Source organism: Microbacterium sp. P2_F9 (assembly GCF_056403635.1).
Genome location: NZ_JBFUFC010000101.1, coordinates 1 through 13,111, shown reverse-complemented (window position 1 = coordinate 13,111; position 13,111 = coordinate 1). Strand labels below are relative to the sequence as shown.

The 13,111-nt window shown below is 71.2% G+C and carries 14 protein-coding genes; 1 reads left to right on the top strand and 13 read right to left on the bottom strand.

Annotated elements, in window-relative coordinates; genetic code table 11:
- The 13 genes from AC1DVT_RS11870 to AC1DVT_RS11810 all read right to left on the bottom strand — a co-directional run.
- A partial coding sequence (locus tag AC1DVT_RS11870) for an NAD(P)/FAD-dependent oxidoreductase (RefSeq protein ID WP_477389140.1) occupies window positions 1-486 on the bottom strand: 486 nt, incomplete at its 3' end.
- A 5-nt stretch (window positions 487-491) separates the two neighbouring features.
- Complete coding sequence (gene fdxA, locus AC1DVT_RS11865) at window positions 492-809, bottom strand: ferredoxin (RefSeq protein ID WP_477389138.1); 318 nt, start codon at window positions 807-809, stop codon at window positions 492-494.
- The gene (locus AC1DVT_RS11860; protein ID WP_477389136.1) at window positions 806-2,248 is read right to left on the bottom strand and encodes an FAD-dependent oxidoreductase; all 1,443 of its coding nucleotides are present in this window, start codon (window positions 2,246-2,248) and stop codon (window positions 806-808) included. Before AC1DVT_RS11860 ends, fdxA begins: the two co-directional genes overlap by 4 nt.
- A 47-nt stretch (window positions 2,249-2,295) precedes the next feature.
- Window positions 2,296-3,069 carry a uroporphyrinogen-III C-methyltransferase gene (gene cobA, locus AC1DVT_RS11855; protein WP_477389134.1) on the bottom strand — a complete coding sequence of 258 codons (774 nt, stop codon included), beginning with the start codon at window positions 3,067-3,069 and terminating at the stop codon, window positions 2,296-2,298.
- On the bottom strand, window positions 3,066-3,986 hold the full coding sequence (locus tag AC1DVT_RS11850) for an ABC transporter permease (protein ID WP_457099619.1): 921 nt from the start codon (window positions 3,984-3,986) through the stop codon (window positions 3,066-3,068). Before AC1DVT_RS11850 ends, cobA begins: the two co-directional genes overlap by 4 nt.
- Window positions 3,976-4,707: an ABC transporter ATP-binding protein gene (locus AC1DVT_RS11845; RefSeq protein WP_457099744.1), complete on the bottom strand. Its 732-nt coding sequence runs from the start codon at window positions 4,705-4,707 to the stop codon at window positions 3,976-3,978. The genes AC1DVT_RS11850 and AC1DVT_RS11845 overlap by 11 nt, the downstream gene beginning before the upstream one ends.
- A 134-nt stretch (window positions 4,708-4,841) precedes the next feature.
- On the bottom strand, window positions 4,842-5,915 hold the full coding sequence (locus AC1DVT_RS11840) for an ABC transporter substrate-binding protein (RefSeq protein ID WP_477389132.1): 1,074 nt from the start codon (window positions 5,913-5,915) through the stop codon (window positions 4,842-4,844).
- Between the two features lie 53 nt (window positions 5,916-5,968).
- Window positions 5,969-7,306, bottom strand: a complete 1,338-nt coding sequence (locus AC1DVT_RS11835) for a sulfate adenylyltransferase subunit 1 (protein WP_477389130.1) — start codon at window positions 7,304-7,306, stop codon at window positions 5,969-5,971.
- On the bottom strand, window positions 7,306-8,283 hold the full coding sequence (gene cysD, locus AC1DVT_RS11830) for a sulfate adenylyltransferase subunit CysD (RefSeq protein ID WP_477389128.1): 978 nt from the start codon (window positions 8,281-8,283) through the stop codon (window positions 7,306-7,308). Before cysD ends, AC1DVT_RS11835 begins: the two co-directional genes overlap by 1 nt.
- Entirely contained in the window at window positions 8,280-9,023 is a 744-nt protein-coding gene (locus AC1DVT_RS11825; protein ID WP_477389126.1) for a phosphoadenylyl-sulfate reductase, read from the bottom strand. The genes cysD and AC1DVT_RS11825 overlap by 4 nt, the downstream gene beginning before the upstream one ends.
- Window positions 9,020-10,771 (bottom strand): nitrite/sulfite reductase, encoded by a 1,752-nt coding sequence (locus tag AC1DVT_RS11820; RefSeq protein ID WP_477389124.1) that lies wholly within the window; start codon window positions 10,769-10,771, stop codon window positions 9,020-9,022. The genes AC1DVT_RS11825 and AC1DVT_RS11820 overlap by 4 nt, the downstream gene beginning before the upstream one ends.
- A 127-nt stretch (window positions 10,772-10,898) precedes the next feature.
- Window positions 10,899-11,621: a sirohydrochlorin chelatase gene (locus AC1DVT_RS11815; RefSeq protein WP_477389123.1), complete on the bottom strand. Its 723-nt coding sequence runs from the start codon at window positions 11,619-11,621 to the stop codon at window positions 10,899-10,901.
- Window positions 11,622-11,727: 106 nt separating this feature from the next.
- Complete coding sequence (locus AC1DVT_RS11810) at window positions 11,728-12,612, bottom strand: MarR family winged helix-turn-helix transcriptional regulator (protein ID WP_477389121.1); 885 nt, start codon at window positions 12,610-12,612, stop codon at window positions 11,728-11,730.
- Window positions 12,613-12,730: 118 nt separating this feature from the next.
- Here AC1DVT_RS11810 and AC1DVT_RS11805 point away from each other — a divergent pair.
- Window positions 12,731-13,111: winged helix-turn-helix domain-containing protein (locus AC1DVT_RS11805; protein ID WP_477389119.1), on the top strand; the 381-nt coding region annotated here is incomplete at its 3' end.

The window sequence follows — 13,111 nt, the reverse complement described above, 5'->3', positions numbered from 1 at the left end:
CTGCAGCTCCCAGGCGTCGCACGCAGCGCAGCTGAACATGCTCATGCCGTAGAAAGCGCGCAGGCTCGGGATGGCGGGCAGGGTTTCGCGCAGCCCGGTCGCGACGATCACCGAGCGGGCGGCGATCGCCGGGGGGGCGCCCGCCTTGCGCCCGCTGAGGCCGACCCTGAATCGCATGCCGCTGGAGGCATCCATCGGATGCAGGGCACTGGCGGCAGTGCGCTCGAGCACGCGCACACCCGGATAGGCGGCCAGTTCGGCGCGGGCGAGCTTGCGCAGTTCGAGGGGTGACACCCCGTCGCGGGTCAGAAATCCGTGAGAACGCAGCGTGGCGGCATTGCGCGGCCGCCCCGCGTCGACGACGACCACGCTGGTTCGCGAGCGCCCCAGGTTCAGCGCCGCGGACAGCCCTGCTGGGCCACCGCCCAGCACGACGACGTCGGCCGCGTCCGCCGGGCTCAGCCCCTTGAATGCCGATTCGGGCATGGTCGTCAGGCCTGTGGGGGCAGTGCGGCGATGACCGGGTGGTCGGTGTGGATCACGCCGACCTTCGCAGCCCCACCAGGGGATCCGACCTCATCGAAGAACTCGACGTTCGCCTTGTAGTAGTCCGACCACTCCTCGGGGAGGTCGTCTTCGTAGTAGATCGCCTCCACCGGGCACACCGGCTCGCAGGCGCCGCAGTCCACGCACTCGTCCGGGTGGATGTACAGGCTGCGGTCGCCCTCGTAGATGCAGTCCACCGGGCACTCGTCGATGCACGCGCGGTCCTTCACGTCCACACACGGCAGGGCGATCACATACGTCACGAGCCGATCAGCGCTCCGGCGCGCGAGACCTGCACCTGCTCGTCGCGGGCGACGACCTTGACGCGCTCGCGCGCGTGCCGKTGCGTCTGCCCGAGCTCGCGCTCGTAGGCGTCCAAGGCCAGCCAGCCATCCCAGGTCGTGTACGCGACGTCGCGCTCCGCGAGCAGTTCGAGGACGTCGTCGGTCACGCTCGGGGAGGTGAGCACTCCGGCCTGAGCATCGGCAACGAGGTGGGCGATCGTCTCCATCGCGTCGCTCTTGGTGTGGCCGATGAGGCCGACGGGCCCCCGCTTGATCCAGCCGGTCGCGTACAGCCCCGGGATGGGAGCGGCCGAGGCCGGATCCGTCACCCGGCCTTCGACGTTCGGGATGACCCCTGCAACATCGTCGAATGGTGCGTCGAGCACCGGGCTGCCGTAGTAGCCGACCGCCCGGTACACGGCCTGCACCGGGATGTCCCGGAACTCGCCGGTCCCCACCACGCCACCTTCGACCGGCACGGTGCGCTCGAAGCGCAGCCCCTCGACGCGGTCGGTGCCGAGCACCGCGACCGGCGCGTGGTGGAAGTGCAGGTGCAGGCGTCGGCTCGCACCGGTGGCCGGGCGGGACCGCCAGCCATCGAGGATGCGGAGCATGACCTTGAGCTGATTCGTGGTGGCGCTCGACGCGTCGACGTGGGCGAAGTCCTCGTCGGCGAGCACGATGTCGACGTCGGCGAGCTCGCCGAGCTCGCGAAGCTCGATCGGACTGAACTTGATGTCGCCGGGGCCGCGGCGCCCGAAGACGTGGACGTCGGTGACGACGGATGCCTCGAGCCCGGCGAGCACGTTGTCGGGGATCTCGGTGGGGCGGAGGTCCACGGCGTGCTTGGCCAGTACGCGTGCGACGTCGAGTGCGACATTGCCGTTGCCGATGACCGCCACCTCGGCGGCATCGAGCGGCCAGTCGCGTGCGACGTCGGGGTGCCCGTCGTACCAGGAGACGAAGTCGGCGGCCCCGTGCGATCCGGGCAGGTCGATGCCGGGGATGTCGAGCGCGGCGTCGCGGATGGCGCCGTTGGCGAGGATCACGGCGTCGTACCGCTCCCGCAGRTCGTCGAGGGCGATGTCGCGGCCCACTTCGACGTTGCCGATGAAGCGGATCGTGCCGGCCGCGAGCATCTCGTGGAGCGACGTCACGATGCCCTTGATGCGCGGGTGGTCGGGTGCGACCCCGTACCGGATGAGCCCGTAGGGGGCCGGGAGCGACTCGAACAGGTCGATCGCCACCTCGCTCGGTCCCTGAGCTTGTCGAAGGGCAGCATCCGGTCCCTGTGCTTCGACAGGCTCAGCAACCGGTCGAAGGGTGTTCGCGAGGATGTTGCCGGCGTAGATGCCGGCGGGTCCCGCGCCGACGATCGCGACGCGGAGGGGCTGGAGGGCCGGGGAGTTCTCGGTCACAGCGAAGGCCTTTCGTTCGGGTGGTTGTTCGGTGGTCGATTCGGGGGCTACGCGTTGCGTGGCCCGGCCGGGTTCGACTGCGGAACGGAGGAAGATGCGGAGAGCTCCGCGGGCGCGTACGGGCTGAGCGACACGACGTCGCCGATGACCACGACAGCGGGCGAGCGTACCGATCGCAGCGCCGCCTGCGTCGCGATCGTGCCGAGGGTGCCGATGGTGACGCGCTGGTGCGGGCCATAGCCGTCTTCGATGATCGCCACCGGGCAGTCCGCGCCGCGCTCGCCGCGGGCGAGGGTGAGGGCGGAGTTCGCGAGCGTGCCGATGCCCATGAGGATCACGACGGTGTGGTCGCGCCCACCAGAGAGCTGCGCGATCTGATCGTGGCCGCTGACGACGGTGAAGGTGGCGGCGAGGCCGCGATGGGTGAGCGGGATGCCGGCGATCGCTGGTACTGAGACGGCACTGGTGATGCCGGGCACCACGTCGACGTGCACGCCGGCGGCCTGGCAGAAGGCGAGCTCCTCGCCGCCGCGGCCGAAGATGTACGGGTCGCCGCCTTTGAGCCGCACCACGTTCTTGCCGGCCTGGGCGAGCTGCACGAGGAGGGCGTTGATCGCATCCTGCGGCACCGCGTGGTGGCCGGGGAGCTTGCCGACGTCCACGACCTCGGCGTCGAGATCGAGGCCATCCAGGACGCTCCGCGCGCCGAGCCGGTCGGCGACGATGACGTCGGCGTTCTGCAGGGCGCGGAGTCCCCGCACGGTGAGCAGATCGGGGTCGCCGGGGCCGGCGCCGACGAGCGTGACGAGACCCGCGTTCATCGGGCACCCCCGGACTGCAGCAGACCCCGGCCACGCAGCATCCGTCGCTCCAGAGGACCGAAGAAGACGAGCTCGATGAAGACGCCGATCGTGAGGATCACCAGGATCGTGCCGAGCACACCGGGGAGATCGGCGAGTGTGCGCGACTGGTCGAGCATGGAGCCGAGACCGAAGCCGATCGTGCCGCCCGTCGCGATGATCTCAGCGGCCATCAGCGACCGCCACGAGAACGCCCAGCCCTGCTTGAGGCCGGCGAGGTACCCGGGGAGGGCCGCGGGAAGGATCACGAGGGTGGCGAGCTGGAAGCGGCCGGCGCCGAGCACCGTGCCGACCCGGCGCAGCTGCGGCGGCACCTGATCGATGCCGGCGATGAGGCCGTTGACGATCGACGGGATCGCGCCCATCAGGATGACGAAGTAGACCGTGGCATCCGAGAGGCCGAACCAGAGGATCGCCGCGGGCACCCATGCGACCGAGGGCAGCACCTGCAGTCCCGAGATGATCGGGCCCATCGCGCGGCGGAGCGGCTTCACCTCGGCCAGCAGCAGCCCGAGCGGCGTGCCGACCGCGATGGCGATGAGGAATCCGATGATGCCGCGCTCGAGGCTCGTGGTGATCGCGATCTGAAGCCGGCCGGATTCCCACGCGTCGCCGAGGGCGAGGGCGACGTCCACCGGGCTGGGCGCGAGGTCCGGCCGCGGGTGGGCGATCATCACGTACAGCTGCCAGACGAGGATCAGCACGCCGACGAAGATCAGCGGGGGCAGGACGCTCGTCGTGAAGGTATGCCACCGGCTGCGCGGACGCTCCGGGTCGGTCTGCAGGCGGTCGAGTCCTGCTTCGAGGCTGCGGAAGTCGTCCGCCGAGGGGAGGCGATCGGATGCCGGGTCCGCAAGCGCGGCGATGTCACGCGGCATTTCGGCGGATCTCCTTGCGCAGCTTGTCGGTGATCTCCACCGAGAGGGCGGCGACCTCGGGGGATTCGATGCGGCGGCCCACGGTCTGGGTGATGCGCCACTCCTCGGCGACGCGGCCGGGGCGGCTGGAGAGGAGCACGACCCGCTGGCCGAGCCGGGCGGCTTCGCGCACGTTGTGCGTGACGAACACGATCGTGCGTCCGGTTGCCCGCCAGACGCGCTCGAGCTCCTCGTGCAGCAGGTCGCGGGTGATCGCGTCGAGCGCGGCGAACGGCTCATCCATCAGCAGCACCGGCCGGTCCTGAGCGAGCGCGCGGGCGAGGGCGACACGCTGGCGCATGCCGCCGGAGAGTTCGTGCGGACGCTTGTCCGCGGCATCCGCGAGATTGACGGTGTCCAGCAGCGCGAGCGCCTTCTCGCGGCGTTCGCGCCGGGGCACCCCGCGCAGGTGCAGCGCCAGCTCGACATTGCGGCGGGCGCTCAGCCAGGGCATGAGCGCCGACTCCTGGAACATCACGGCCGATCCGGCGCCCGGGGTGTCGATGTGCCCTGCGGTCGGCTTGTCGAGGCCGGCGATCAGGTTGAGCAGCGTCGACTTGCCGCAGCCGGAGGCCCCGAGCAGGCAGACGAACTCGCCGGCCGCGATGTCGAGGTCGATGCCGTCGAGCACGAGCGGCCCGCCGCCGAACCGCTTGGTGACGCCCTCGATCCGGATCGCCACGGGTGCCGGCGGACCGGGCTGACGCAGCGACGCGCTCTCGTCGAAGCTCGGGCCGAGCAGGTTCGGCACGCCCGCTTCCGGCGCCACCGAAGCGGTGGTGCCGGAAGCAGGAGCGGATGCCGCGGTCATGAGTGTCAGTCCTTGCCCAGGCCGGCCGCCGAGACCGTCTCGCCGCCGTCGGCGGTGAGCAGTCCGTTGAGCAGGCGCAGGTCGAACAGCCCGTCGATCGAGCCGTCCTTCTGCGTTCCGGCCTTGAGGCCGTTCTCGACGAGGGTCGGGAACGTCTCGGCATGCGGGTCGACCGAGAAGGCGACGTGCTCGAGCGCCCGGGCGATGACCTCGTCGGCGAGCGGCTTGCCGGTCTCGGCCTCGATGGCGCTGTTGATCACGCCGCCTGCCTCGTCGGGGTGGTCGGTGATCCACTGCACGGACGCGATGTGGCCCTGCAGGAGCTGCTTGACGACATCGGCGTGGTCCTTGAGGAAGTCCGCGCGCACGAGCAGCACCGTCGTCGGGAACGCGCCGTCGTCCCAGAGGTCGGCTTCGTCGACCAGCACGTGCGCGCCCGCGTCGAGGATCAGCCGCGAGACCCACGGCTCCGGCAGCCAGGCGCCATCGAGGCCGCCCTGCTGGAAGAGGGTGAGCGTCTGGGCGTTCTCGGTGGGCGTGATGTGCACGTCCCCGCCGCCGGTCGTGTCGGTCTGGTAGCCCTCGTCGTCCAGCCACACCCGCAGCGCGACATCCTGCGTGTTGCCGAGCTGGGGCGAGGCGAGGGTCGTGCCGGCCAGGTCGGCGGCCGAGTCGATGCCGTCGCGCACCACGAGCGCGGCGCCGCCGGTGGCGGCTCCCGCGATGATCCGCGCTGACGCTCCGGCGGACTGGATGAAGGTGTTGATCGACGGGTTCGGGCCGATGTAGGTCGCGTCGATCGCTCCGRCCGACAGCGCTTCGATCGCGGCGGGGCCGGCGTTGAAGACCTGGGTCGTGAGCTTCACGTCGCCCAGGGCGTCCTGGAAGAGGCCCTCCTGCAGTCCGACCAGTGCGGGCGCGTGCGTGACGTTGGCGAAGTAGCCGAGGCGCAGCTCGGTCGCCGAAGGCCCGTCGTCGGAGACRCTCGCAGGTTCGGCGGTCGCGGTGGCGCAGCCGGTCATCATGGCGGCCACGAGTCCTAGGGTCGTGATCGTCGTCGCAATGCGGGTCTTGTTCACTGTTTCGCCTCCTTCGATGGGCGGTTCGGTTGGGGTGGTGCGCGCGCGGCTGATCAGCCGTGCGTGATGCCGGCGGCGAGGGTGGCGCCGTCGGACGGATGGATGACCAGGAACGATCCCCCGGCGCGGGTGACGCCGTAGGGCTCGATCGGAAGGTCGGCGGCAAGGCGCAGGCGCGCACGGCCGATGTCGTTGACCTCCAGAGTGGAGGCGGGCTCGTGGGCGAGCGTGTCGAGGTCGCGCCGATCGACGATCTCGGCGACGATCGCCTGCACCGTGAGCGTGCCGTGCTTGACGAGCACGCGCGCGCCCGCGATGAGCGGCCGGCTGTCGAGCTGGAACAGTTCAGCATCGAGGTCGCGGGCGCCGGCGGGCAGGGTGCCGGCGGCGACGATGACGGCGCCGCGCGCGGCATCCACGTCGTCCGCGAACTGGAGCGCGATCGCCTGCGGGGCGATGGCCTCGGTGGCCTCGACGCCGGCGATGGCGATGCCGGTGACGGTCGTGCGGATGCCGGTCGGGAAGACCTGCACCTCGTCGCCGATCCGCACGGTGCCGGACGACACGCGGCCGGCCACCGCGCGGTAGTCGCGGTAGCGCTCCGCGAGCACCGGGTCGGCGGCCAGGTCGGGGGCAAGTCCCCCCTGCGGCCGCAGCACCGATTGCACAGGCAGGCGGAAAGCGTCGTACGCGCCCTGGAGCTCGTCCGCCGCGGGCAGCGCCTCGAGCAGTTCCAGCAGGGCGGGGCCGTCGTACCAGGGCATGTTGGCCGAGCGGTCGACGATGTTGTCGCCCTGGAGCGCGGAGACGGGCAGCACGTGCACGTCGTCGATGCCGAGTTCGCGCGTGACGGCGCGCACGGCCTCGGCGACCGGGGTGTAGGCCTCCTCGGCGAAGCCGAGCAGGTCGATCTTGTTGACCGCGACGATGACGTGCGGCACCCGCAGCAGGGCGACGACGGCCAGGTGCCGGCGGGTCTGCTCGAGCACGCCCTTGCGCCCGTCGATCAGCACGACGACGGCATCTGCCGTGGTCGCGCCGGTGACCATGTTGCGCGTGTACTGCACGTGCCCGGGGCAGTCGGCGAGGATGAACGACCGCGCGCCGGTGGAGAAGTAGCGGTACGCGACGTCGATCGTGATGCCCTGCTCCCGCTCGGCGCGCAGGCCGTCGGTGAGGAGGGCGAAGTCGAAGTCCCCGTGCGCGAACCCGCGCTCCGCGGAGGTGCGGGCGACCTGCTCGAGCTGGTCGGCGAGGATCGCCTTCGAGTCGTGCAGCAGCCGGCCGACCAGCGTCGACTTGCCGTCATCGACCGAGCCGGCGGTGGCGAACCGGAAGAGCGTGCCCGGTGCGAGGATTGCCTCCGGTCGCTGAGCCTGTCGAAGCGTCATCAGAAGTACCCGTCCTTCTTGCGGTCTTCCATGGCGGCCTCGGACAGGCGGTCGTCGGCCCGGGTCGCGCCGCGTTCGGTCAGCGTGGTCTGGGCGACCTCGGCGACGATCGATGCCAGGTCCGCGGCATCCGATTCCACCGCTCCGGTGCAGCTCATGTCGCCGACCGTGCGGTAGCGCACGAGGCGACGCTCGGTCTGCTCGCCGCGGTCGGCGGAGGAGGACTCGCCCACCGCCCGCCACATGCCGTCGCGGCGGAAGACCTCGCGCTCGTGCGCGAAGTACAGCGGCGGCAGCGCGATGCCCTCGCGCTCGATGTAGCGCCAGACGTCGAGCTCGGTCCAGTTCGAGATCGGGAACGCCCGCACATGCTGCCCAGGCGTGTGCCGGCCGTTGTAGAGGCTCCACAGCTCGGGGCGCTGGTTGCGCGGATCCCACTGCCCGAACTCGTCGCGCAACGAGATGATCCGCTCTTTGGCGCGTGCCTTGTCCTCGTCGCGCCGAGCCCCGCCGAAGACGGCGTCGTGGCGCCCGGCCGCGATCGCGTCGAGCAGCGGCAGCGTCTGCAGGGGGTTGCGGGTGCCGTCGGCGCGCTCGGCGAGGCGACCGTCGTCGATGTAGTCCTGCACATGCGCCACTTCGAGACGGATGCCGAGGCGCTCGACGGTCTCGTCGCGGAACGCGATGACCTCGGGGAAGTTGTGCCCGGTGTCGACGTGCAGCACCGGGAACGGCACGCGGCCGGGCCAGAACGCCTTCGCGGCGAGGTGGAGCACGACGACCGAGTCCTTGCCGCCGGAGAACAGCAGCACGGGCCGCTCGAACTCGGCGACGACCTCGCGGATGATGTGGATCGCCTCGGCCTCGAGGATGTCGAGGGTCGACAGGCGCGCTGAGCTGGTCGCTGAGCTTGTCGAAGCGCCGGACCCTTCGACAAGCTCAGGGACCGGGCTGGTCGCGGTGATGTCGATGCTCATAGGTGCAGCCCGCATTCCGTCTTGGACAGGCCCGCCCATCGGCCCGACCGGGGGTCGTCGCCCGGCGCGACCCGAGCCGTGCAGGGCTCGCAGCCGATCGAGGGGTAGCCGTTGGAGACCAGGAGGTTCACCGGCACCTGGTGCGTGCCGGCGTAGTCGAGCAGGTCATCGAAGCTCCATGCCGCCACCGGGTTGACCTTCACCAGTCCGTTGCGCTCATCCCAGACCACGAGCGGCGTGTTGGCGCGGGTCGGGGCCTCGTCGCGGCGCACGCCGGTGAACCACACCTCGTAGCCGCCGAGCGCGTCCTGGAGGGGCGCCACCTTGCGACGGGCGCAGCAGAGGCCGGGATCGCGGTCGTGCAGCTTCGCGCCGAACTCGGCGTCCTGCTCGGCGACGGTCTGCTGCGGCAGCACGTCGACGACCCGGACGTCGAGCGAGGCGGCGACCTCGTCGCGGGTGACCCGGGTCTCGAAGAAGTGGTAGCCGGTGTCGAGGAAGAGCACGTCGACCCCGGGCAGGCGCTGCGCCACCAGGTGCGGCAGCGCGGCATCGGCCATCGAGCAGGCGACGGCCGCGGCATCCGCTCCGAAATGCTCGGCGACCCAGGCGACGACGTCGGCGGGGGATGCCTCGTGGTCGGTGAGGCTGCCGAGTTCGAGGTTGCCCTGCGTGGCGAGGGCTTCGAGCTCCTCGGCGGAGCGCTTCGTCGCGAGACGCGGGGCGAGTGAGACGGTCACTGGAGGGCCTCCTCTTCGGCGCGGTGCGCCCATTGGGCGAAGGTCTCGTCGGATGCGGCATCCCGCTCAGCGAGGAACCGGGTGACGATGCGCTCGGTGTAGTCGGCGATCCCGTCGGCGGCGACCTTGAGGCCGCGGACCGTGCGACCGAGGCCGGCTTCGTCGCGGTCGGCGTTGACCAGCCCGCCGCCCAGGTGCACCTGGTAGCCCGGCACCTGCTCGCCGTCGATCGTGACGAGCTGGCCCTTGAGCCCGATGTCGGCGGTCTGGATGCGCGCACACGAGTTGGGGCAGCCGTTGACGTGGAGCGAGATCGGGTGCGGCAGGTCGAACTGCTCGAGGCGCTCCTCGAGGTCGAGCACGGCCGCGGTCGCGTAGGCCTTGGTCTCGACGATGGCGAGCTTGCAGAACTCGATGCCGGTGCACGCGATCGTGCCGCGGCGGATCAGGCTCGGGCGGGCCGACAGACCGAGCTCGTCGAGGCCGGCGATGAGGGACTCCACGCGGTCTTCAGGGATGTCGAGGATGACGACCTTCTGGTACGGCGTCGTGCGCAGCCGCGTCGAGCCGTGCGCCTCGATGAGGTCGGCGAGCTTGCCCAGGTTCGGGCCCGAGACGCGGCCGACGATCGGCGTGGCGCCGACGTAGGAGAGGCCGTCCTTCTGCTTGTGCACGCCGACGTGATCGCCGTGGGCGAGCGGCTTCGGGGCGGCCGGGCCGTCGGGGAGCGCGTAGCCGAGGTATTCGTCCTGCAGCACCTGGCGGAACTTCTCGGTGCCCCACTCGGCGAGCAGGAACTTCAGCCGCGCCTTGTTCCGCAGCCTCCGGTAGCCGTAATCGCGGAAGATCTGGGCGACGCCGTGCCAGGCATCCGCCACCCGCTCCGGGGCGACGAACGTGCCGAGCCGCTCCGCGAGGCGGGGGGTGGTGGAGAGGCCGCCGCCGACCCACAGGTCGTAGCCGATGCCGAGTTCGGGGTGCTCGACGGCGACGAAGGCGACGTCGTTGATCTCGTGCACGACGTCCTGGCTGGGGTGACCGGTGATCGCGGTCTTGAACTTGCGGGGCAGGTTCGCGAGCGAGGGATCGCCGATGAAGCGGGACGTGATCTCGTCGATCTGCGGGGTCGGGTCGATCAGCTCGTCGACCGAGATGCCGGCGACGGGCGATCCGAGCACGACGCGCGGAACGTCGCCGCACGCCTCGGTCGTGCCGAGTCCGACGGCCTCGAGGCGGCGCCAGATCTCCGGGACGTCCTCGACGCGGATCCAGTGCAGCTGGATGTTCTGCCGGTCGGTCAGGTCGGCGGTGCCGCGGCCGAACTCGATCGAGATGCCCGCGATGACCCGCAGCTGCTCGGTCGTGAGCTGCCCGCCGTCGATGCGGACGCGCAGCATGAAGTACTCGTCTTCGAGCTCGTGCGGCTCGAGGGTCGCCGTGCGGCCGCCGTCGATGCCCGGCTTGCGCTGGGTGTACAGGCCCCAGACGCGGAAGCGCCCGTGCAGATCGGTCGGGTCGATCGACGCGAAACCGCCCTGGGCGTAGATGTTCTCGATGCGCTCGCGCACGGCGAGGCCGTTGTCGACCTGCTTCCACTCCTCGTTGCCGTTGAGCGGGGTCGTGCCGTCGATCTTCCACTGCCCGTTCGGGCGGGACGAGGGACGCGGCGGACGCGCCGCAGGCAGCGTCTCAGCGTTGCCCGCATGCGGCGGGCGGGCCGCTGCCTGCTCGGTCTCACTGATGGTCACTGTCGCCTCCACGTCGTCCGGAGAATCCGGGCGCGGACACATAGCACCCGCGTTCACCCGAGGCTAGAAGCGGACCCTTTCTGGACCCAGTCCAGCGTCAGACTCTGCAACGTGGGGTCACACGGCGTCACATGCTGGACTTTGCGGCGGCGGCTGTGCGGTAGCGCTCCACGACGAGGTCGACGAGGGAGTCGGCGGGCGCATCCGCGTCGAGCAGCGGACGGGCGACCGTGGCGCTATCGGAGAGGCGCACCGCGAGGTCGTGGAAATACCCGGGCGCCAGCAGATAGTTCGCGACGATGACATGCGGACGGATGCCGTCGGCCCGCGCTTCGCGCGCGCCCGCGACCGCGACACCGAGGCGCGGCTCGGCGGCGGCGAGGAATCCGACGGTCACGTCACGGGCGAGTCTCTCGGCGAGCATCGCGCCGATGACCCGGCAGTCGTCGTTGGCGCGCTCGTCGCTGGAGCCGGCGACGGCGAGCACGACCGCGTCGGCATCCTCGAGTCCGGCGGCTGCCAGGCGCGCGACCAGCACGTCGACGAGGCGGGGGTCGGGGCCGAGCGCGGGGGCGATCGCGACGGCGCTGCGACCGGCCGACTGCTTCCGCAGGTCGACCCGCACGTGGTAGCCCGCCGAGAGCAGCAGCGGGACGATGACCACCGGGTCCGCATCGGGAATGGAGGCGAGGGATGCCGCGACATCCGGCTGCTGCACGTCGACGTGCCCGAGCCGCACCGTGACGTCGGGCAGCCGCGCGGCGACCGCGTCGACGAGGTGGCGGATCGCGGCCTGGCCCTCCACCGAGGCGGTGCCATGCGAGATCGCGAGGAGCGCGGGGGTCGTCATCCACCCATCTTCTCGCCCCGCCCGCACGCCGAAACCACCCCTTCTGCGCGAGACCACCCGTGGGAACAGGTGGTCTCGGCGAGAAGAGGTGGTCTCGGTGGCGGGGTCAGGCGTGCTGGCCCCGGCGGAACCCGGCGTCGAAGCCGCGCTCGTAGGCGTGCTCGGTGTGGCTGCCGCCCTGGTGTGACCGACCGCGGCCCCGACCGTGGTGCTCGTGGTGGCAGGACTCGTCGGCGTGGGTGCGACCATGGCCGTACCCGTGGCCGTGCGCGAACTCGGGGCCGTGGCCGTGGCCGAACTCGGGGCCGTGGCCGCGGCCGTGGCCGTGGTCGTGGCCGTGCTCGGAGTCGGCCCGGTGGCCTTCGCCGTGCCCGTGCCCGTAGCCATGGTGGTGCTCGTGGCCGGCCCGGAAGCTGGGCCCGAACTCGCGGCCGAAGCCCGGCCGGAAGCCGGGTCCGAACCCGCGACCGAAGTCACGGCCGAAGCCCCACCCATACCCGCGGCCGAAGCCGCCGCGCGTCGGTGCGGAACTCTCGTCCCAGCCGAGCTCGCGGGCGATCGCCTCGAGGGACGCCAGGGTGGTGGCGAAGTCCTCGGGGGCGACCGTGTCGGCGATGCGGCGGCGGATGCCGTCGACCACTCCGCCGAGGCGATCGAGGGCGGCGCGGCCTTCGTCGGTGAGCACCCAGGTGCCGTCGCCGGTCTCGTCCGCCCAGCCGCGCTTCTCGAGACCGCGCAGGTGCTTGCCCTTGCGGGCGAGCCACTGGCCGGACTCGGGAGCGTCGACCGTGCGGGCGAGTGCGTTCAACAGCATCCAGTCGCGTCGGGTGACTCCCTCGTCGGCGAACGCGGTGTCGAATTCGCGCGAGATGAGGGCATCGACGGCACGCAGCCAGAACCCGAGCGGGCGCCGGTCGGTGGGGAGGCGCTCTTCGGCGCCGTCGGGGGTGCCGTCGGGCTCGGGGCTGATTTCAGGGTTGATGTCGTTCATGGGTAATCCTTTCGGGAGCCGGCTCAAGAGGCCGACCGATCAATACATGTCAGAGTGCATGTACATGCAGTGTGACATGCAATATCAATCCATGTCAAGTCGCATGTAAATTTGAGGGATGACCGCCACTCCCGACCCCGCCGAAGCCATCGCCTCCGCCCTGGCGCGTCTGCGCGGACGGGGGATGCCTCGCCCGCCGTGGKACGGTCAGGGTCACCGCCACGGCTTCGAGCCCGGCGAAGGCTGGGGTCGAGGAGGTCCGCACGCCGGCCCCCACGGGGGTCCGCACGGCGCGGCTCACCACGGGGGAATGCACGGCCAGCCGCCGTGGATGGCGGGCGGCCGCTTCGGCGGCCCCGCACGCCTCCGGATGCTCGAGGCGCTGGCCGCGGCATCCGTCCCGCTCACGGTCAGCGAACTGGGCGACGCGGTCGGCGTCGATCAGCCGCGCGCGTCCCGGCTCGTGCAGCAGGGGGTCGAGCTCGGGCTCGTGCAGCGC

Bases quoted from the DNA above. Each gene is read 5' to 3' on its own strand.
- AC1DVT_RS11835 (WP_477389130.1), bottom strand. From the start codon at position 7,306: ATGACGCTTCGACAGGCTCAGCGACCGGAGGCAATCCTCGCACCGGGC.
- AC1DVT_RS11850 (WP_457099619.1), bottom strand. From the start codon at position 3,986: ATGCCGCGTGACATCGCCGCGCTTGCGGACCCGGCATCCGATCGCCTC.
- cobA (WP_477389134.1), bottom strand. From the start codon at position 3,069: ATGAACGCGGGTCTCGTCACGCTCGTCGGCGCCGGCCCCGGCGACCCC.
- cysD (WP_477389128.1), bottom strand. From the start codon at position 8,283: ATGAGCATCGACATCACCGCGACCAGCCCGGTCCCTGAGCTTGTCGAA.
- AC1DVT_RS11815 (WP_477389123.1), bottom strand. From the start codon at position 11,621: ATGACGACCCCCGCGCTCCTCGCGATCTCGCATGGCACCGCCTCGGTG.
- AC1DVT_RS11810 (WP_477389121.1), bottom strand. From the start codon at position 12,612: ATGAACGACATCAACCCTGAAATCAGCCCCGAGCCCGACGGCACCCCC.